The organism is Rhizobium sp. PvP014, from assembly GCF_017876855.1.
Classification (GTDB): Bacteria; Pseudomonadota; Alphaproteobacteria; order Rhizobiales; family Rhizobiaceae; genus Neorhizobium; species Neorhizobium soli.
Window position 1 is genome coordinate 1,321,168 of sequence record NZ_JAGIOT010000002.1, and the last position, 19,630, is coordinate 1,340,797.

The 19,630-nt window shown below is 58.5% G+C and carries 13 protein-coding genes and 2 other RNA genes; 10 read left to right on the forward strand and 5 right to left on the reverse strand.

All coding sequences use genetic code 11. The annotated features are described in order from the left end of the window. Window positions 1–18: 18 nt before the first annotated feature. The 9 genes from J3A65_RS11055 to J3A65_RS11095 all read left to right on the forward strand — a co-directional run bounded on the left by J3A65_RS11055 (window position 19) and on the right by J3A65_RS11095 (window position 7,484). On the forward strand, window positions 19–1,368 hold the full coding sequence (locus tag J3A65_RS11055) for a tyrosine-type recombinase/integrase (RefSeq protein WP_245341515.1): 1,350 nt from the start codon (window positions 19–21) through the stop codon (window positions 1,366–1,368). Further along, window positions 1,328–3,265, forward strand: a complete 1,938-nt coding sequence (locus tag J3A65_RS11060) for a hypothetical protein (protein ID WP_209901222.1) — start codon at window positions 1,328–1,330, stop codon at window positions 3,263–3,265. Before J3A65_RS11055 ends, J3A65_RS11060 begins: the two co-directional genes overlap by 41 nt. After that, entirely contained in the window at window positions 3,262–5,082 is a 1,821-nt protein-coding gene (locus J3A65_RS11065) for a hypothetical protein (RefSeq protein ID WP_209901224.1), read from the forward strand. Before J3A65_RS11060 ends, J3A65_RS11065 begins: the two co-directional genes overlap by 4 nt. Further along, window positions 5,083–5,547, forward strand: coding sequence for a hypothetical protein (locus J3A65_RS11070; protein WP_209901226.1), 465 nt, complete (start codon window positions 5,083–5,085; stop codon window positions 5,545–5,547). Next, window positions 5,540–5,902: a transfer-messenger RNA gene (gene ssrA, locus J3A65_RS11075) on the forward strand. Before J3A65_RS11070 ends, ssrA (J3A65_RS11075) begins: the two co-directional genes overlap by 8 nt. A 44-nt stretch (window positions 5,903–5,946) precedes the next feature. Continuing rightward, window positions 5,947–6,309, forward strand: a transfer-messenger RNA (tmRNA) gene (gene ssrA, locus J3A65_RS11080). Between the two features lie 111 nt (window positions 6,310–6,420). Beyond that, a complete protein-coding gene (locus J3A65_RS11085) occupies window positions 6,421–6,924 on the forward strand; it encodes an SspB family protein (protein ID WP_062456270.1) in 504 nt (167 codons plus the stop codon). 9 nt (window positions 6,925–6,933) lie between these two features. Beyond that, window positions 6,934–7,140, forward strand: a complete 207-nt coding sequence (locus J3A65_RS11090; protein WP_113167506.1) for a DUF4169 family protein — start codon at window positions 6,934–6,936, stop codon at window positions 7,138–7,140. Between the two features lie 98 nt (window positions 7,141–7,238). Then, window positions 7,239–7,484 carry a ribbon-helix-helix domain-containing protein gene (locus tag J3A65_RS11095; protein WP_062456265.1) on the forward strand — a complete coding sequence of 82 codons (246 nt, stop codon included), beginning with the start codon at window positions 7,239–7,241 and terminating at the stop codon, window positions 7,482–7,484. Between the two features lie 51 nt (window positions 7,485–7,535). Here J3A65_RS11095 and J3A65_RS11100 read toward each other — a convergent pair whose 3' ends face one another. From J3A65_RS11100 to J3A65_RS11110, 3 genes are all read right to left on the reverse strand, one after another. Then, complete coding sequence (locus tag J3A65_RS11100; protein WP_245341516.1) at window positions 7,536–11,264, reverse strand: AsmA-like C-terminal region-containing protein; 3,729 nt, start codon at window positions 11,262–11,264, stop codon at window positions 7,536–7,538. An 87-nt stretch (window positions 11,265–11,351) separates the two neighbouring features. Continuing rightward, entirely contained in the window at window positions 11,352–12,767 is a 1,416-nt protein-coding gene (locus J3A65_RS11105; protein WP_209901230.1) for an FAD-linked oxidase C-terminal domain-containing protein, read from the reverse strand. Window positions 12,768–12,853: 86 nt separating this feature from the next. Further along, window positions 12,854–13,717, reverse strand: coding sequence for a DMT family transporter (locus tag J3A65_RS11110; RefSeq protein ID WP_113167508.1), 864 nt, complete (start codon window positions 13,715–13,717; stop codon window positions 12,854–12,856). A 95-nt stretch (window positions 13,718–13,812) separates the two neighbouring features. On the opposite strand from J3A65_RS11110, the gene J3A65_RS11115 reads away from it, so the two are divergent. Next, complete coding sequence (locus J3A65_RS11115; protein WP_209901232.1) at window positions 13,813–15,249, forward strand: PLP-dependent aminotransferase family protein; 1,437 nt, start codon at window positions 13,813–13,815, stop codon at window positions 15,247–15,249. A gap of 10 nt (window positions 15,250–15,259) precedes the next feature. On the opposite strand, the gene J3A65_RS11120 is transcribed toward J3A65_RS11115, so the two are convergent. Further along, a complete protein-coding gene (locus tag J3A65_RS11120) occupies window positions 15,260–18,445 on the reverse strand; it encodes an efflux RND transporter permease subunit (RefSeq protein ID WP_209901234.1) in 3,186 nt (1,061 codons plus the stop codon). Continuing rightward, window positions 18,442–19,620, reverse strand: a complete 1,179-nt coding sequence (locus J3A65_RS11125; protein ID WP_192077016.1) for an efflux RND transporter periplasmic adaptor subunit — start codon at window positions 19,618–19,620, stop codon at window positions 18,442–18,444. Before J3A65_RS11125 ends, J3A65_RS11120 begins: the two co-directional genes overlap by 4 nt. Between the last annotated feature and the right edge of the window lie 10 nt (window positions 19,621–19,630).

Sequence of the window (19,630 nt, forward strand, 5' to 3'; positions counted from 1 at the left end):
GCGCACATCCCCTACATCATGGGCGACGACGACGAGTACCTGGATGGCTACAACCTTTACCTTCAGGAAAGATGCAGCGGACGGATTCGGCTCTCGCGGGGCGTTATCAATAACGTCGCAACCTTCCGACGTAGCCAGAATAGCATACGAGCTTACGGCTACAATCTTACAAATTTTGCAACTTGGCTGTACTGCGAAGAATGCCATCCAGACCTTGGAGTTATTCACTGGACCGACGTGGCGGAATGGCACCTAGATGATCTTTACTATGAGCACATGAAGCTCGGCCTCTGGACTCAGGAATTTTGGGCGACTGGAAACGAATTCAGCTTGAATTCGACTACTACGATGAAGGGCCGCTTAAATGAGATTAGAGGCTGTTACCAATGGATGGCTGCCGAGCATCTTCTGGAATGGCCGAAAGTCGCGTCTCCGTTATATGAACGTCAAATTGCGCTTATCCGGTCAACCTCAGCTCTCAGGGCCGCACTTCCTGAAAAAGTCCGGTTGTTGGAAAACAAAAAACTAAAATATCGACGCCGACAGGACCCCGGTGACTGGTCACCCCTAGCACCTGAAGAGCTTCGAGCAATTCTACAGAACATGAGCGGGCGGCTTGGGGTACTGATAACACTCCTGTATCTGTGGACGGGGATGCGGCTCCAGGAGCTGGTCTCAAACACCTTGGTTCCAGGAACGATGCATCTCCGATCCAACGACGAACTGCGACTTGCATCACCGAATTTCCCAAAACGAGCGTCTCAGCTGAGATACGACACTAGGGACAACACTATGATCGGGGTGTTACCCGACGAAGAAACGTCTTTTTCATCCAATGATCCCATGTTGCCAATGAAAATCATGGGAAAGCGTCGTAAGATAAGAACGATATACATCCCGACTTACCTAATGCGTGAGATTTGGCGATATTTTGTATTAGAGCGGCCAAAAGTGACAGCGGCCAATAGCTCAGCAATGTTCATCAACAAGCGGTCAGCTAGAATTACCGCCAAAAATATCAGTTACCTCATTTCGGAAGCGCGTAAGGCTGCGGAGATGCAGCTTGGGAACGAGATTCAACTCACACCTCACGTCCTTAGACATACCTTCGCTTGCCTCGCCTTGGAGGGCATAATCGCGGGACGGGCGAAAGAGGACGGCCATGATCCTGAGAAACTTTCGCTCGATCACATCGAAAGTTACGGCATCGAAGCCACGGCAGTCATCCAAGAATGGCTTGGCCACGCCCTTTTAAAGGACACGGCTCGTTACTTACGGCAGCTGCGGATGGGACGAGCGGGTCTCCGATACTTGGAATTTTTCGCCAATGCTGTCGAAGAAGTGGTTGGTGATGCCAAGGCATTCTAGTCGTCTCGGACCGAAGCATCGCGCCAGCGCGTCCAGTAACGTGGTCGTCGTTCCATTTTTAACAACCGACGAGAAAAACACCGTCGTCGCAACGTCAAGCTACCGAGGAGCGTCGCGAGCGCAGAGAAACAAATTTGACTTCAGCAACTTTTCCGCCTGCCCAATGATCTCAAATTATCAGGCCGAAATATTTGATCACATCCTAAAAGGACGGTCCCGCGCCAGCCTTGAGGTCCTTCACAGAGCGCTTCTTATGGTCGCTAACTATTTCACATGGCTTTCCGAAAAGCACGGCATCAATATTTCCCGAACAAGGGAGATCGATCTCAATGTTACGTCCTATGTTTTTTTGTTCCTTAAGCATCATGGCGGCAATTATCGGAAGATGAATTTCTTTCGTCGCTTCTTCAGGTCCATCGGCGTCGCCGAACATGACATTCCATTGAACACTTTCATCAGCACCGCCACGCATCCTGGCAACGTGCTCTCCCTTGAGCAAACAGTGCGCATGTACACTCACTTCAAAGGCGAAGCGCGGATCGTTCTGGACAGGATGCGCGAGTTCTCAGATTATTCCGAGCTTGGTCGCGATCCTCGCCGGGAGCAAGGAGGAAGGCATGGCGACTGGCGATTACTGCAAAATCGTATCTTCGTGGTTCTCAATGTAATCGGGACCGAAATCAAGCCTGTAGTAAGCAACCGAGACAACGGTCTCAGAAGTGCGCTTGCCGGGTTGGAGGCATTTGAGGGCGCTATGACACTGCGCCTCAACGGACAGCACCAAAGGAAGAAAGGTCTTACTGGCCACTTGGCTTATCTTTATCCAAGCCTGAGAGACCTACTTCCTTTTGTGTGTTTGCTCATGATCAAAACCCGCTTCAATCAGAGTGTGATACTTGGGCTCCGACTCGGAAAATACGTGTTTCGACCCCTGGCTCTAAAATTTCGGAAGTCCGAAAGCATTGTCCAATTTTCCGCCGCCAAATTCAAGTCAGTCAACGACGTAGACGCCGAGCCAAGCTTTGTGCATTCGCTGTCTCTGACGAAACCGTACGCACATACGTTCCAACTAATTAAATCCCTAGAACATCTGACCGCTCCATTGCGGGATGAGTTGAAACGTAAAATGACCGAACTAGTGAACATCGAACGTAAAACACCTGCAGAAGACTTATACTTAACCAAACTCGAAAAAATAAAGGACGACCTTTTTCTCTATTACGGAAAGGGCGAGATAAGCTCTCTTGGCTTATACGCCGAATTAGGGGACCGTCCCACGTTATTTCACACAGCCTTAACAAACTTGGGATTTCCAACATCTTTGGCCGCCCTACGAAACTCCGCTCTAGCTTACGCATCAACGTTTTCCGGAACATCGCAGAGTATTGTTAGCTTACTAGGGGACCACAAAAATGACAGAACAGCAAAAAATTACCGCAATCGAAAGGAGTTGCACGCCCGGTGGAAAGCACTTTTCATAGAGATTTTTGAACTTTCTATGTCTTTGATTTCGGCGCGATCCTACTCAAAGAAAAACATCAAAGCAATGCTGAGAGCGCAAGGCCTTTCGCTCAAGGAAGTCAATTCGGTGATGAGAGAAGGGAACCTCACCAGATGGGGTAATCGATGCTCCGATCCGAAAAATCCTCCTCCGGGATTTGACGTAGGTACAGAGCCCGGCGGGTATTGCGTTGGTCAATCTTGTATCGATGGCTGCCCCCGTGCGCGATGGTTTCCCGATGCCTTCGACGTCGCCGCAACACGTCGCGGGGAGTTGTTAGCGCGTCTTTCCGAAGTCGGCTTCGCTGCATCATCGGTGAGTGTCATTCACGGCCGTATTGAGCGCCTGGAAGCAATTATGTCAGCCATACTCAAAATAACTGGAGAGGTTGAATGATGAACTTGGCAGCCAGTTTTGTTGAGGATGAGTTAGACTACCGCGCGTGGATAGCTATGCAACGGGTCCAAGCCATTCGCCCCCCTTACGCGTCAGACTTCCAAGTAACACCGCTCTCGAAGTTTTGCGATCTTCGGTGGGTCTACCCGGCAGAATGGCTACCAGCAGGCCACCGAACAAGCCCTTGGATCGACTTCAGCACTGAGCGAGCAGTGCCCCAGGGTAAGTTCCATCTCTCGGTTTCTCAACATGCATTGCTGATCCAGCAACTCAAAGAGGTTATGGTGGCGATGATATATTTGCGGACCTTGCTCCCCGGACGGATCGATGCAGCTAAGCCTCTGACTATACTGAACGACGGAACAAGACTCTCTCAGCTATTCGCTAATTTTGCAGCGGCGGGTGTGAAGTCCCTCAGCGAACTTACACAAGACCATTTAAGCATTATATTTGAAACAATCCCCGTTGAGCCCAAAGCTCATGCCGTGATGATCGGCCACGTCAAAGACATAGTTTTCTTATCCGAAAAAGAACTGATCAGCGATCCTTTAACTGTACCCAAAGCCTATATAGAAATGCGGGAAGTCGCTGAAGATACAACCCTACCTCGCGGCGCAAAAACACTGGACGAAGACGACACAAGCTTTTTGCTAGGTCACTCTCGGACCTACATCGAGTTAGCGCCTATTATCGCCATCAAAATAAAGATGTATCGCAAGAGAGCACTCTCTGCCGTGAGGCTAATGGAATGGGCATGCGTACATTTGCCGGTGCGAAAAGCGCTGAAGAAAAGAGCAATTGCTTATCAACTTGAGTGGCTTGTGAAAATCTCCGCCTACAACTTAATCGTGTTCCATTTGGGATCAAGGGCTTCCGAGGCACTGACGCTAGATGGGCACTCCATTTCTCGCTGTACCGACGAAGACACGCAGTTTCACGCGCAAATTACATTGATGATCTTTAAGGGATCAAAGCGGGGGGCAAAGAGAACGTACACAGTTCACCCATACTTATTGAAGGTGAATGCGGCGATCCATGCGATGGCAGATGCCCTTGGCGGAGATTTAACCGAGCCTGTTTTCTCAAAGAAAAATAGAAATCTCGAAATTTGCACTAACAACTTAAACAAGAAAATTCGCCAGTTCGCTGAAATGCACGGCAGGCCAGTTGATATGACGAGTCATAGCTGGCGTTTCACCCTCGCTGACATTGTCACTCAGGCAGCTGATACGCCGTTTGCTGCGATCCAATATCAACTCGATCATGACTATATGTCAGAATCAATTGGTTACGGGCTCAGCGGGCCTAGTGGTGCTGACATCCGAAAATCAGCGATTGAAGGAATTGGACGTAGCATTGATAGCTTCGTTGACAAGTGTTTCGAAGCCTCGGCCCTTGGTGGACCTCAAGGCGAAATGATCAAAACCTCGATAAATGATGGTGCTAAACCTGACCAGGTTAAGAGCCAGATGAGAGATTTTGGTCTATTTCCTCTCAAGGTCGGCCGGGACCGTTTTTGTTTGAAGCAGGCTCACGCTCGTGGCGCTTGCTCAGCAGCGACTGGCGACGATTTTCCAGAAATCGAGCATTGCCGTGCCGATTGTCAGTTTCAGGCTCAGCTTCCTTCCAACCTCATTGACTGGGAAGCCTTCATAAATCGTGCGGCGGACTTCTATGGAGCCGGAGATATTTCCTTGCATGAGAAGATACGAAAGACCGATGAGCTTCTCCAGTACGTCCGCGCTTGGCCACAGCTGCGGCAGAAGCTTGAAGAGGCGCTATCTGCTAACCGCTCACTGAAAAGATGGTTTTTCTAGATGAAATCGCAAAACGCGCTTCCTCCTCAACTTGCATTGGATGCCAAAGCAAGGTCGGATTCTTCCCTCGCTAAGGTTATGGCTCACCGAGCAGCTCTGACGACGAAATTCCAAGCTGGAAAGCTTACTCCAGACGAAGTCAAGAAGTTGGGTCTCGCCGAGTTTTGTCGGCAGGCGGGTGTTGGGGAAAATTTCCTCAACGGGGACAAGTATCGTGATAATGTGAAGCCTGGAATAAAAAAATTTCTTCAGGACTTGAAGAAGCTCGCCAAAAACGGTTCGGCTGACTTCGAAAACGCCGGTAGCGCGAACGATGGAAACGATCTTCAACTAAGATTTGGCAGGGTATGTGATCTGCTTCATGAAGCACGCCTGACCCTTCACTCAAAAAGGCAGATCATTCGAACTCTTTCGTCGGGTGCTGGTCCTACAGTGGTTTCGATATCTGGAAATAAAACCCCTTGATCTAATTCTCCCTTGACCCTATCTAACTCATGCTCCGTTCGCGGAGACATGGTGCTAAACCTTTTGTGCAATAGGCATACAGGACGGGGCTTCGATGCCCCCGCCTCCACCAAACGACTCGATGATCGTTTCATCGGTTAATGGGGGCGACATGGGATCGACTGGTGTTGAAAGACAAAAGCTGTGCTCGGCATGATACCACCGTTATCGGGTCAAAAAGTGTAGTTGCAAACGACAACAACGCTAAGGGTTATGCTCTCGCTGCCTAATGGCGGTGCGGGAAATCCGACCTAAGTCCTTATTGTTAGCGCTCTGAGGCGGGGTTCGGAGGTACCTGGCAACAGAAACCTCCACTCACCTCAGAACGAACTAAAACATTTGCATGGAAAATTTTACGCTGCTGTTAGCTAAATTTAGTTGACTTCGTGTAATCGGAATCGCCTCGAAAGCATGGGGTTAAGCTGTAGACTAAGTTTGGTTTCGTCATATAAAGTTCGGTACCCGGCGCCTCCACCACAAACCGGTCGGTCAATCTGGACCGGCTTGTGATGGGGGCGAAATAGGATCGACAAGGGTGTAAAGATCGAACTTTTGCTCGGCATGATACCGCCGTTATCGGGTCACAAGTGTAGTTGCAAATGACAACAACGCTAAGGGTTACGCTCTCGCTGCCTAATGGCGGTGCGGGAAACCCGAACTAAGTCCTTACGGTTAGCCCCGTAAGGCGGGGTCCGGAGGCACCTGGCAACAGAAGCCTTCACCTTCGCTCCCCGGTGGAATATCATGACATGACTCGACGCCGAAGCGGACTTCCCCGCGGGCGCGTCTCGTGACATAAGCGGCGTTTGAAGAGTAATAGAAAGACAGGATCGCATGGGGCAGGATCACATCCGCTACGATATTCTGGCACAGGACGCCCTCCGCGGCGTTATCCGCAAGGTTTTGTCCGAGGTCGCGGCAACCGGCAGACTGCCGGGTGACCACCACTTCTTCATCACATTCCTGACCGGCGCACCCGGGGTACGAATCTCTCCGGCGCTGAAGTCGAAGTATCCGGAACAGATGACGATCGTCGTCCAGCACCAGTTCTGGGACCTCAAGATCACCGATACGCTTTTTGAAATCGGCCTGTCGTTTAACGATACGCCGGAACGCCTGGTCATCCCGTTCAACACGATCCGCGGCTTCTACGACCCGTCCGTGAATTTCGAACTCGAGTTCGAAGTGCCGATGGTCGAGGAAGGCGAAGTTTCCGCCGAGATCACCGCGATCCCGGTCGATACCACGCCAAAGGTTGTGGATGCGGATGCCGCCACCGGCGAGGACAAGAAGGAAGGCTCCGTCGTCTCCCTCGATTCGTTCCGCAAGAAGCAGTAGGCAGACACGATGTGCGCCGAGATCGTCAACCTTCGGCAGTTTCGCAAAGGCAAGGCGCGTTCGCAAAAGGACGCGGCTGCCGAACAGAACCGCATCAGCTTTGGCCGCACCAAGAGTGAAAAGCAGCTGACGACGGCCCTCAACGAAAAAGCGGGGAAAACCCTCGATCAGGGTAAGCTCGAAAAGCCTTCTCCGGAAACGGACGAACGGCGTTAAGGCTTCGTTAGGCTGACTCATGGCAACGGCTTGACCGTGCGCATGCGACATCCTCAATTGCGCTCCATCAATCACCATGAGGGTGACGGGGCCTACACTTGATCCGAAAACATTCTGCGACCCTGCACGGTCATCGAACGAGTTTTTCGCTGGAAGATGAATTCTGGCATGAACTGAAATCCATTGCGGCCAAACGCGGCATCAGTCTGGCCGCCTTGATCGCCGAGGTCGACGACGGTCGTTCGGAAGACAACAATCTATCCTCTGCACTCCGCCTGCATGTGCTGCGCTGGTTCAAGACCTCGCTGGCCGACTGTCTTGCCGGGCTGCCAGCCAGGCGCTGACGGTCAGCGTCCTCCCGCCCCCCATTTGCTCTGATCAGCGTGCCGCCGCACTCACGGCTGCACGCCCGGCAAACTGGGGTTTGAGGAGCGACCCGTACCCGAAGGCTGCTCCTGGAAAAGGTCGCCGGCGGGTGGCATCGTGAACGGCGCCGGTGCCGATGGCTGCTGGTTCTGCCTTTGGATTTCCCGTTGCCGCTCCTGCTGGAGCCGGGCTGCTTCAGCGCGCCTTGCTGCCTCCTGCCGTTCGGCTTCCTGGCTTCTGCGTTCTGCCTCAGCCGCCTCCTGGCGTGCCCGCTCCTCGGCCTCTGCCTTCACGCGTGCCGCCTCCCGTTCCACGCCACGAAATGTGTAGAGCGCGACTTCGCGGCGCAGCCGCTGTTTCTCGAGCACGCTTGCCTGCAGCGTCTCGACGCGGCGGCGTTCCTGTTCGAAGGCCCGCAGTGACAGGAAGTTTGCCATTGCGGCCATATCGATGCGCTGTTCCGGCTGCTCAAGCGATCCGGAATAACCGAGCGTGACAGTCGGTTCTCCGCCCGCCACAGCCTCTTCACCCGCATCGTAACGGACCGACAGCCCGGCATCGATGCGGCTATCGACAAAGTCGAGCACGCCCTCAGCCGAGACCTGTGCGGCGCCGGCCGTTGCGGTAAAATTCTGAACCCGTGCGGCGCCGCCGGTAATCGTCATCGGAATGGTGACGGACCCGAGCCGGGCTGTCCCTTTCAGGACCTCAGTTGTCACGATCGGGCGAACCGCCGCCTCGTTGACCTCACCCTGCAGCCTGTCGGCACCGGCAAGAACTGGCGCGAGCGCATCCGGATTGATCCCGGCAATCTCGAAATTCTTGAGGCGAATCTCGCCGGAGCCGCTGACGCCATGCATGAGTTCGTCCATGGTCTTGCCCGTCGCCTCGATGCTGACAGTGCTGTCCAGCCTGCCCGTCGCGACCGGTGTGCCGCCCTTTTGCCAGACGAGCGGCGCGAGATCGGCGTTTTCGACCTGCAGCTTTGCCTGGACGATACCGGTCGCATCGCCGTTCGACATCATCAGCCGTCCGGACAGCTTTCCGCCCTGCCAGGTACCGGAGGCGTTGTCGATCGTCAGACCACCGGCTTTGCCGTTCACCCTGCCCGAAAAACCGGTAATTGTTCCAAGCGCATCCGCCCGGAGCGTTTTTGCCGACAGATTGATGCCGACATCCGTCGATCCAATCAGCGGCGTGGCGAACGGCGTCTTCGATGGGGCGCCTGTCACGCCATTCTCCATCGGTCCGAATACCGCCTCGCCCATCCAGGCAAGATCGATCGTGTCGACAGACATGTCGCCGGTAACAGGCAGGCCGGGAGCGCGGCGATCGGCGGAAAGCGATCCACCGACAGTGTTTCCGGCAAGATCGCCACCGAGGCCAGAGACTTTTACGACATCTGCCGAAAGCTCGACATCAGCCGCGAGATTGACAGGCAGTCCGCTGCCGAACTGCGGCAGGCTGACACCGGTGACCAGCAGATAGGGCTCGATATCGGCGCTCTTGAGCGACACCCGCGCCCGCCCTTCGCCAAATCCGGCATTCTGGATATTCACGTCGCCGGCCATCAGCAGCGACGTCTTGGGCGTCGTGAAGCTCAGTTCGGTGGTGGCCGCGTGCTGTTCCTTTTGCTGCAATGTCAGCGCCAACCGTCCCGCGCCGTCACCATCGAAAGGCAAGGGATCGAGACCGGCTTGACCCAGCAGGACCGTCGCCTTCGGGTTGGCAAGCGATGCAGACAGCGTCATCGCGTTGCCGGCCGTAAGATCGAAGATGCCGGGCAGCTTCAGATCCGCATCGACAGTGCTGCCATTCGCCTTGCCGCGCAGCTTGATATTCGCACCGCCAAGACCGCTACCGCCGAGTGAAATATCGGCGATCAGATCCGAATCCGCATACCAGCTGCCGTTGCGGGCCAACCGGTCGAGCAACGGATGATGCGGCAGCCGGTCCCGCAGCATGGTGATGAAGGACGTGGGGTCCGGTGAACGGAAACTGACCGACCCGGTCCCGGCGTAGGAAACCAGCGAGCCCTCGACCCTGCCTTTGGCGGACAGGGTGGCGCCCTCGATATCTCCGACAGTCAGCCGCTCCAGCGACAACACGCCCTCGGCCACGCTGAACGCGGTATCGACCTTGGTTGCGACGACGCCTAGAGCCGTCAGCCGGTCGGCCTTGAGGCTTGCTGCGACCCGGTGGTCGAGCACATCCTGACCGGCATCGTCGCCGGTGACCAGCGAAGCGAGCGCGCGCATGGCGTCGATATCGATCTCGTTGCCGGCAAGCGCCATGGAGAGGCTTGGCGCCTGACCGTTCGGAGACTGGCGCTCCAGCCTTCCTTTTAGCGTTGCAGGCCCTATCCCAAGTTCCAAGGCTTCGAACCGCTGGAGTTCCGGCGTGAGGTTCACCTTGGCCGAGAAACCGGCGTTTTTCAGCTGCCTTATCGCAGGATCAACGCTGCCGGACAGCCAGTCGGCAAGGCCGGAGGGCTGTGTCGACGCGACCAGCATGTCGCCGACAAACGCGGTTCGGTTTGCAAGGTTGAGATTTCCCTTGGCCTCCAGCTGGGTGCGGCCCGGCAGGGTGGCAGTCACGTTGTCGACGGCCCAGCCGCGCCCGGCCGGTCTGACGTCGAGATGGATGTCGCGGATCGTTGTGTCGTTGAAGACGATTGCCGGCAGCTTGAGGTTGACCCTTCCTGGCACCTGCGGGATCGGGATCGACGCGACCATCTGCACGAAGGCATTCAGGCGGCGCTGCGCGGACGCCGCCGGATTGCGACCGGTCTTAGCCTGGGGACCGTCGCTCAGGCGGTTGACGTCGATCTGCTGGCCATCGGCCGTCAGCAGGAATTCCGGCTTCGGCCCGGTATCGAGCGTTGCCTCGCCGGTGACGATGTAAGGGTTTTCCTTCGGACCGACTTCGACCCGGTATTGCGGAATGCGGGCGCGCTCGCCGGTCAGCTCGAAATCGCCCGAGACACGCGGACCGGGCGGCGGCGCCTTGACCGGCTCGGACTCGTCTTCTTCCTGCAGGAAGGCAAGGTTGAACTTGCCGTTGTAGCTGGGCTTGTTGTCCACTGCGGCAAGTTCGCCATCGAAATCGACCACGACCGGATGGGCATCCGGCCAGACGCGAAGCCGCAATGGAATCTGCCGTCCCTCGGCGGCGGCTTCACCGCTTGTCAGGCTGAAGCGGGCCTCCTGGCCATCCAGCACCGCATTGCCCTCGCCCCGCCATGGCCCGGCAAGCGTCCCCGCCGACAGGTCGGTGGACAGTCCGGTCATGCGGCGGACCTGGCCGTTGCGATCGTCGATGATCTCGATTTCGCCACCCATGATATGGACGTCTTCGAGAATGACGCTGCGGGCCGCAATCGTCGGGCGACTGCCGCGCAGCCATTCGAACGTGCCGTCCTTCAGGATGCGGAAACGCACCTTCGGCTTGTCGATGCGCATATCGAAAATGCGTGCCTCGCCGGAGAGAAACGGCGCGAGTTCCATATCCATCGAGAATTGCGCCACCTGCACGAGCGGCTGGCCATCGACGTCCTGGCCGACGCGCACGTCATGCAGTGTAACCGACGGAAATGGGAGGATCCGCGCATCGACCGAGCCGTGGACGGCGACCTTCTTGCCGAGCAGACGGCTGGCCTGATCCTCGAAAGCGACGCGGAAGCTCGACCAGTCGACAAAGAACGGCACCAGCAGCGCCGCAAACAGCGCCGCCACGACCAATCCGCCCAAAGCCAACATGATGCGTCCGAGCACCGGCCTATCTCCCTGTTTCTACGGCAAGAGTAGTTCCACGCGCCGGACTGGCAAGTCAATCATTGGGGAGTGTTATTCCGCGATGCGGAAGATCTTTCCCGGATTGAAGAGGTTTTGCGGATCAAAGCCTTTCTTGATCGACCGCATCAGCTCGACGGCACCGCCCAGTTCCTCGTCGAGATAGGACATCTTGCCCTGCCCGACGCCGTGTTCGCCGGTGCAGGTTCCATCCATCGCGAGAGCACGGCGGCTCAGGCGTCCCGTAAACGCCTCGACATTGGCAACGGAAGCCGGATCCTTGTCGTCGAAAAGCACGAGAACATGGAAATTGCCATCGCCCGCATGGCCGACGATCGGTGCCAGAAGCCCCGCATCGCGAATATCGGCCTGGGTCTCGGCCACGCATTCCGCCAGCCGCGAAATCGGCACGCAGACATCGGTGGAGAGCCCATTCAGCGACGGATCGAGCGCGCGGCCGGCCCAGTAGGCATTGTGGCGGGCGTTCCACAGCTTGGTGCGCTCTTCGGCATTGGCAGTCCAATGGAACTCGTCACCACCACAGTCCGACGCGATCTCGGCGAACTGTTCCGACTGGATGCGAACCGTCTCCTCGGTACCATGGAATTCGAGAAACAATGTCGGCTTTTCCGGGTAGGATAGGCCCGAATAGGCATTGCAGGCGCGGATCTGCACGTCGTCGAGAAGCTCGATACGCGCAACCGGAATGCCCATCTGAATGGTCATGATGACGGCATCGCAGGCTGCCTCGACGCTCGGGAAGGCGCAGACGCCGCCGCCGATCTTTTCCGGAATGCCCTGAAGCTTCAGCGTCACCGACGTGATCACGCCGAGCGTACCCTCTGAGCCCACGAAAAGCCGGGTCAGATCGTAGCCGGCCGAGGATTTGCGGGCGCGACGCGCCGTGCGGATCTCTTCGCCATCGGCGGTCACCACGGTCAGCGCCAGGACATTGTCCTTCATCGTTCCGTAACGCACCGCGTTGGTGCCGGACGCCCTTGTAGACGCCATGCCGCCGATCGTTGCGTTGGCGCCGGGATCGATCGGGAAGAACAGGCCGGTATCGCGCAGTTCGCGGTTCAGCTCCTCACGCGTCATCCCCGGCTCGACGGTGACGTCGAGATCTTCAGGGCTGATGCGAAGGACCTTGTTCATGCGGCTGAAATCGATCGAAATGCCGCCGGACGGCGCATTGACCTGTCCTTCAAGCGAGGAACCGACGCCAAACGGGATCATCGGAACCCGATGTTCGGAGCACACCTTCACCACGGTCTTCACGTCGTCGCTCGTCTCGACAAACACGACGCCATCGGGAAGCTGGCCCGGAAGATAGGTGGTCGTATGGGCATGCTGTTCGCGGAACGACTGGCCGGTCTGGAAACGCTCGCCGAAAGCCTGTTTCAAGATCCCGAGGACCGCGGCAATGCCCTCCTCGTTACGTTGGCCTGCCTTCACGTCGCGAATTGCCATGCTACGTCTCCTCAATATTATACGGCTTGGTTAGGAGACACGGCAAGGTTTGTCCAGAACGAACAACCCCGCATCGGTACGGTAGCTTACCGCGCGAAGCGGCGAGCCCCGGCGACGCAGAGGATGACGGCAAGCGTTACGACGATCATCATCGGGCTGATGCTTTCACCGAGCAGCAGGGCGGCAAGCACGAGGCCGAAGAATGGCTGCGTCAGTTGCAGCTGGCCGACCGCAGCAATGCCGCCCTGCGCCAGCCCGCGGTACCAGAAGATGAAACCGATCAGCATGCTGAAGAGTGAGACATAGCCGAGGCCAAGCCATACCGGCATCCGGATCGCTGAGAAATCCGGCGGCAGCTGCGTAAGCGTGATGACGACCATCACCGGCAGAGATAGAACAAGCGCCCAGCAGATCACCTGCCACCCCCCGAGCGTCCGCGACAGGCGGCCACCTTCCGCATAACCGAGGCCGCAGACGAGAACCGCGGCAAGCATCATGCCGTCGCCATAGGGTGACGCCATCACACCCTGCGACAGCGCAAAACCGGCAACGCAAGCGCTCCCGGCAATCGCGAAGATCCAGAATGCCCGCCTGGGTCTCTCGCCACCGCGCAGAACCGCAAAGCATGCCGTCGCGAGCGGCAACAGAGCGATGAAGACGATGGAATGGGCCGATGTCACGTGCTGGAGTGCCAGCGCAGTGAGAAGCGGAAAACCCACCACGACGCCGAGCGCGATGACCACAAGAGACACGAGGTCGCGGCGCGACGGCCATTTCTCCCGGAAAACAAGGAGAATGCAGAGCGCGAGGATGCCGGCAATCGCGGCACGGGCAACGGTCAGAAAAACCGGATCGAACTGCGTGACGGCAACCCTTGTCGCCGGCAGCGAGCCGCTGAAGATGATCACGCCGATCATGCCGTTGATCCAACCTGAAAGAGAACGATCCATAAGCCTTTAAACCCCCTGCCGAAATCCTTCGACGCTTATGCGCGCAAGCCTCTGGCAGAGACAGCTACACTCAGGTACGATTTGACAAAACTGTAATGGTGCATGAGGCAGTACGGATGGATCTGGGGACGCAAGGTGGGCAGAAGGTCGCCATGGTCGTTTCGACCATCCGGCAACGGATTTCCGGGCGCAGCCTCGTGCCCGGAGCAAAGCTTCCCTCCGTGCGAAGCCTCGCGGCAACTCTTAAAGTCTCCACCTCCACCGTCGTCGATGCCTACGACCGGCTGACGGCAGAGGGCGTGATCACCTCCCGCCCCGGCTCCGGTTTCTACGTTGCCAGCCAGACGGCACCGTTGTCGCTCGCGCAGATCGGTCCGAAGCTCGACCGCGCCGTTGATCCCCTGTGGGTGTCACGGCAATCGCTCGATGTCCGGCGCGATGGCCTCACGCCTGGTTGCGGCTGGCTACCGCCGTCCTGGTTACCGGACGAGACCCTGCGGCGATCGCTTCGCACACTGTCCCGCGGCGATACGGCAGCACTTACGGACTACGGTTCTCCGCTCGGCCTGACACCGCTTCGAAGCCTGATTGCGCGCAGAATGGGAGAGCGCGGCATCGAGGCTTCGCCCGACCAGATCGTGCTGACCGATTCCGGCACCCAGGCGATCGACCTTCTCTGCCGGTTCCTGATCGAGCCCGGAGACACCGTGCTTGTGGACGACCCGTGCTACTTCAATTTCCAGGCGATCCTGCGCGCCCATCGCGCCCGGATCGTCGGCGTGCCCTATACGCCAAGCGGGCCCGATCTCGACGCTTTCGCAAACGTCCTCGCCGAACACCGCCCTCGCCTCTACATCACCAATTCGGCGGTCCACAATCCGACCGGGGCGACGCTTAGTCCCGTCACCGCGCATCGCGTCCTGAAACTAGCCGAACAGTTCGGCCTGACGATCGTCGAGGACGATATCTTTGCGGATTTCGAGCACACGCCGGCACCGAGGCTGGCCGCCTTCGACGGTCTGGACCGGGTCATTCATATCGGCAGCTTTTCAAAAACGCTGTCCGCTTCGGTCCGCTGCGGCTTCATCGCCACCAAGCGGGACTGGATCGAAGGTCTGACGGACCTCAAGATCGCGACCTCGTTCGGCGGACCGTCGCTTGCGTCCGAACTGGTCTACCAGGCGCTGAGCGATGCCAGCTACCGCAAGCATCTGGACACGATAAGGGGGCGGCTCGCCGGCGCAAGGGTCGAGGTATCGGGACGGCTGAAGGCGATCGGGATCGTGCCGTGGATCGAGCCGCAGGCAGGCATGTTTCTCTGGTGCCGGCTGCCCGTCGGTCTCGATTCCGCCGACGTCGCGCGGGCGGCACTGAAGCACAACATCGTGCTTGCTCCTGGCAATGTCTTCAGCCCGTCGCAATCAGCGACGGGCTCCATGCGCTTCAACGTGTCGCAATCGCTCGATGGCCGGATCTACGACGTCCTGAAGCAGATTTTCGCCGACATGCGGAACCCCGAAACCGTTGCCTGAAGGCAAGCCCTTACTCGGCTGCCATCAGCTGCTGCTCTTTCGTATCGTTGGCGCGTCCCTTGCGGGCGCTTTCCAGCTCGTCCTGCAGCCGCTGTTCCTCGTGCACCTGTGGCTTGGAGAAGCGGGCGATCAACAAGTATGCGACGGGGGTGATGTAGAGCGTCACCATGGTTGCCATGCCGAGGCCACCGACGATCACCCAGCCGAGCGCGATACGGGCTTCGGCACCGGCGCCCTTGGCAAGAACCAGAGGCACGCCGCCGATCACGGTCGCGATCATCGTCATCATCACCGGTCGAAGACGGATCGCGCACGCCCGTTCGATCGCCTCGCGGCAAGACGCGCCCTCGTTGCGCAGATGGTTGGCGAACTCGACAATCAGAATGCCGTTTTTCGCCATGACCCCGACAAGCAGCACAAGCCCGATCTGGCTGTAGACGTTGAGACTGGAGCCGGTCAGAACCAAGGCGAAGGCAGCACACGCTAGTCCCAGCGGCACCGTGGACATGATGATGATCGAAGACAGAACGCTTTCGAACTGCGCCGCAAGCACCAGGAAGATGATGGCGATGGCAAAGCCGAATGTCAGCGCCATGCCGCTCGAGTTTTCCTTGAGTGTCGCAGCCTCTGCCAACGGTATCAGACGTGATCCAGCTGGCAGGAGCGGCTGCGCGAGCTCGGTCGCCGCCTGGACCGCTTGGCCGAGCGAGACACCGTCCTTGAGGCTTGCCGAGAAGGAGACTGCCGCAAGCCGTTGTTCGCGGTTGAGCCTCGGCGCCACGGCCCGTTCCTCGAGCGTCGCGACGGTGGAGAGCGGCACCATGCGGCCATCCTTGGCCTTCAGAAAAATGTTCTCGAGATCCGTCGGGTCATCGATCGGACGCGTCGTCGATGTCAGCTTGACCGGTGTCGCCTCGCCGTCGACGAACACGTCCACCACAGATCGGCCTTCGAGAAGAGACTGCAGCGACGTGCCGAGATTCGTGATGTCGATTCCGAGATCCGATGCCCGCTCACGGTTCACCGACACGAAGATCTGGGCCTGTGTCGGCTCGTTGTTGAGACGCGGCGTATCGAACAATCCGCTCGCGCGAAGCTGGTCCACCAGTTTCAGCGCGGCGGCCGTCAGCTCTTCATGATTGGTGCCGACCATCGCCATCTGCAACCCGTTGCCGGCACCGCGGATACGCAGACTGTTCTGCTGCGTCGCAAAGGCGCGAAGCGACGGCACGGTCGCGGTGGCCGCGTTGATATCGCGCACGATATCGGCCTGGCTGCGCTCTCGCTCGGACCACGGCGCGAGGGTCAGAACCATGAAGCCGTTATTGGTGGCGCCACCCTGTCCCGAGATCGAATAGATGTTCTGGATCTCGCCGGAGGCCACGAGCGGCTGCAGTTTCTCTTCGATCTGCTGCAGCTTGTCGCGCATATATTGCAGGCTGATGCCTTCGGGCGCCGTCGCCCGCAGCATGACCATAGCCCGGTCTTCCGGCGGGGTGAGTTCGCTCTTGACCGTCTTGAAGGCCATGTAGCCGGCACCGCCGAACAGCAGCGCAAAGACGATGACGATCGCTGGCGCGCCAAGGCAGGCATGCAGCGTCACCCGGTAGAAATTCGCAAAAAGTGTTCCGAACCGGCCAAGCAGGCCATCGTTCTTTTCCTGTATCGGCTTGGTCAGCATGCGCGACGCAAGCATCGGGCAAAGCGTCAGCGCCGTGACCGAAGACAGCGCGACGGCAAACGCCAGAACGAACCCGAACTCGCGAAACAGGCCGCCCATCTGTCCCGGCAGGAAGGACAGCGGAATAAACACGGCGGCAAGCGTCGCGGTCGTCGCCAGCACCGCGAAGAAAACCTCCTGCGTGCCGATCACGGCGGCCGCGCGCGGACCCATGCCTTCCGATCGTCGTCGCACGATGTTTTCGAGAACGACGATCGCGTCATCCACCACAAGGCCGGTCGCGAGCACAATGGCCAGCAGCGTCAGAATGTTGATCGAGAACCCGACGGCATAGATCGCGACCAGCGTACCGATCAGCGCCACCGGCATGGTAAGCGCCGGGATGAGCGTCGCCTTCCAGTCGCGCAGGAAGAGATAGATGACGGCAATGACGATCGTGCCCGACAGCGCCAGCGCGATCTCGACCTCGTGCAGCGCGCCTTCGATGAAGACCGCGTCGTCACTGGTGATGGCAATGCGCGTGCCCTCGGGCAGCGTCTTCTGGAGATCGGCGACGGCGGCTCGTACGCCTTCCGAAATGCTGAGCGTGTTCGATTGCGCCTGGCGCAGCACGCCGAGACCGACGCCTGGAACGCCGTTCGATCGCAGTGCCGTCGTGCCATCGTCTGGCCCCAGCATCACGGTTGCCACATCGCGCAGCCGGACATTGTTGCCCAGCATGACGTTTTCGAAGTCTTCGGGCTTGGTCAGGCTCGCCGTCGCCCGCACGACAATGTCCTGCGTCGAGGATTCCAGCGACCCGGCGGGCACGTCGAGGGCAGCCGTCGATAGCGCCTCGGAGAGGTCTGCAATCGTCAGCCCACGACTGGCAAGCGCCGTCTGGTTCACGTCGACGCGGAAGACCTTTTCCTGGTCGCCGTAGAGTTCCACGTCAGCGACGCCGTCAACCGACGCAAGCCGGTCGGAGACCTCGTTATCGACGAGAAGCGTCAGGTCTTCCATCGACAACGAGTTGGACGTAACGGCAAGCCGCATGATCGGCTGGCTGTCGGAATCGGCCTTGATGATACGCGGCTCGTCCACGTCGTCAGGCAACTGGCCGGTGACACGACCAAGCGCATCGCGCACGTCGTTGGCGGCCACCGCAAGATCGGCGGTGTCGTTGAATTCCAGCGTGACACGGCTCTGGCCGAACTGCGATTCCGACGAAACGGCCTTGAGGCCGGCGACCCGGGCAACCGCGCCCTCGATGATATCGGTCACCTCCTGGTCCATCGTCTGGGCGGAAGCGCCGTCATAGGTGGTGCGGATGGTGATGACCGGCTGGTCCACATCCGGCAACTCGCGCACCTCGACGCCGGCAAGAGCGGCAAGGCCTGCGACGACGAGAAGCGTGTTGAGAACCGCGGCAAGGACCGGCCGCCGCACAAAGAGCGCGGTAAAGCTGTTCTGCTTTCCGGAAGACTGGCCGGACGACCCGTTGTTATTGGCGTTACCGCTGTGGCTGCTGCTCATCGGCTGGCGACCTCCGGCGGCTTTTCACCGGCAATGCGGACGGCACCATTTTCCCGGACCCGTTGCAACCCTTCGGTTGCCACGACATCGCCATCCTTCAGATTGGCCGAGACGAGGATCGCATCGGGATTGCGCTGGATCACCCTCACCCGCTCCTTGACCGATTTGTGATCGACGATATGCCAGACGAACGAGCCTTTCGCATCCCACTGGACTGCAAGCGGATCGACGCTTGGAAAGGTCTCGCCCGGAAACCGCATCGTCACGCCGAAAGACATGCCGGCGCGGAGTTCGTCATCAACATTGGGAATTCTGGCACGAATGCGGATCGTACGGCTTGCCGGATCGACCCTGTTGTCGACGGCCTCGACCGAACCCTCGAAGGTGCGGCCTGGACGCGAGACGGAGGCGGCCTCGACCGGCATGCCAGGCTTGACCTGGACCGCGAAACGCTCTGGCGCCCAGAAATCCACCAGCAGCTCGGTACGGTTGTCGATCGTCACGATATTGCTCGCGGTCGTGACGTTGTCACCGATATTGACCGCGACGATGCCGACGATCCCATCGATTGGCGCAACGACCGAGCGACGCTTCAGCGCCAATTCGGCGTTGGTGACCGTCAGCTGCGCCGTTTCGGACGCAATCTGCGCGTCGAGCACGTCGAGACGGGAAAAGCTCTTGAGGTTCCGGTAAGTATCGGATTTCTCACGCGCACTGCGCAACACCACCTGCGCCTGATCGCGCAGGATGATCTGCTCGTCGTCATCGAGCTGCGCAAGAATCTGGCCCTTTTTGACCATGTCGCCGGATTTGACGAGGATCTCGTTTACGGTGCCCGTCGCCTGCGGCATCACGATAACCGACTGGATCGCCTCGCCGTCACCGATCGCCGACAGTCTGTCATTGACCACACCGGTTCCGACGGGTCTGGTTGCAACCAACACCACCTGGCTCTCACCGCCGCCCCGCTGCCCGCCGCGCGATGACGAAGCCGGTGCGCCCGCAACCGTTGCGGCCGCCGGCTCGGCGACATCAGGATTGATGGAAGTCACCATGCCTGCGGGAACGCCCATCGAAATCAGTGACCGCCCGGCATCTGCCGACAGGTAGACCCAGAGACAGAGCCCTCCGAGCAGTACCGCAACCGACATCAGAAGCTGGTTCCAGATCCGCATTCATTCCTCG

Coding starts and splice junctions, on each gene's coding strand:
- J3A65_RS11110 (WP_113167508.1), bottom strand. CDS start 13,717: ATGGATCGTTCTCTTTCAGGTTGGATCAACGGCATGATCGGCGTGATC.
- J3A65_RS11120 (WP_209901234.1), bottom strand. CDS start 18,445: ATGAGCAGCAGCCACAGCGGTAACGCCAATAACAACGGGTCGTCCGGC.
- J3A65_RS11060 (WP_209901222.1), top strand. CDS start 1,328: ATGCTGTCGAAGAAGTGGTTGGTGATGCCAAGGCATTCTAGTCGTCTC.
- J3A65_RS11090 (WP_113167506.1), top strand. CDS start 6,934: ATGTGCGCCGAGATCGTCAACCTTCGGCAGTTTCGCAAAGGCAAGGCG.
- J3A65_RS11115 (WP_209901232.1), top strand. CDS start 13,813: ATGGTGCATGAGGCAGTACGGATGGATCTGGGGACGCAAGGTGGGCAG.
- J3A65_RS11100 (WP_245341516.1), bottom strand. CDS start 11,264: ATGTTGGCTTTGGGCGGATTGGTCGTGGCGGCGCTGTTTGCGGCGCTG.
- J3A65_RS11125 (WP_192077016.1), bottom strand. CDS start 19,620: ATGCGGATCTGGAACCAGCTTCTGATGTCGGTTGCGGTACTGCTCGGA.
- J3A65_RS11065 (WP_209901224.1), top strand. CDS start 3,262: ATGATGAACTTGGCAGCCAGTTTTGTTGAGGATGAGTTAGACTACCGC.
- J3A65_RS11105 (WP_209901230.1), bottom strand. CDS start 12,767: ATGGCAATTCGCGACGTGAAGGCAGGCCAACGTAACGAGGAGGGCATT.
- J3A65_RS11055 (WP_245341515.1), top strand. CDS start 19: ATGGGCGACGACGACGAGTACCTGGATGGCTACAACCTTTACCTTCAG.
- J3A65_RS11085 (WP_062456270.1), top strand. CDS start 6,421: ATGGGGCAGGATCACATCCGCTACGATATTCTGGCACAGGACGCCCTC.
- J3A65_RS11070 (WP_209901226.1), top strand. CDS start 5,083: ATGAAATCGCAAAACGCGCTTCCTCCTCAACTTGCATTGGATGCCAAA.